The organism is Microbacterium karelineae, from assembly GCF_009745985.1.
Taxonomy (GTDB): Bacteria; Actinomycetota; Actinomycetes; order Actinomycetales; family Microbacteriaceae; genus Microbacterium; species Microbacterium karelineae.
In genome coordinates, this window is record NZ_WFIX01000100.1 from 1 (window position 1) to 500 (window position 500).

Sequence of the window (500 nt, forward strand, 5' to 3'; positions counted from 1 at the left end):
ATTATTTAAAAAGAAAAACCTTTCAGGAATTTCAGGTATCGACACCAGAAGACTGACAAGAGTTCTTCGTAACCATGGAGTAGTAAAAGGAAAAATTGTAAACGATGATGCTGACGAAGCTGCTGTAGCTTCTGAGTTGAAATCAACAACTTTCCCAACCAATCAGGTAGAGGAGGTTTCTACAAAAACACCTTACGCTAACCCGAACAGAGGTTTCAAAGTGGTCTTAGTAGATTTCGGTGCAAAACTGGGAATTATCAGAGAATTGTCTCAAAGAAACTGTGACATCATCGTGGTTTCTCAGGACACGACTGCAGAAGAAATTCTATTGATGAATCCGGACGGTATCATGCTATCAAACGGTCCTGGTGACCCGGAAGATGTACCACACGCCTTGGATATGATCAGAGGATTATTAGGAAAAGTTCCAATCTTCGGAATCTGTTTAGGACATCAGTTAATTGGTCTTGCTTGTGGAGCGAAAACTTTCAAGCTGAAAT

At 40.6% G+C, this 500-nt stretch carries 1 protein-coding gene; it reads left to right on the plus strand.

Features of this window, described 5'->3' with window-relative positions; translation table 11 throughout:
• Nucleotides 1–500, plus strand: a 500-nt coding sequence (locus GB932_RS22090; RefSeq protein ID WP_497755944.1) for a glutamine amidotransferase-related protein, incomplete at both ends; no start/stop codon positions are given.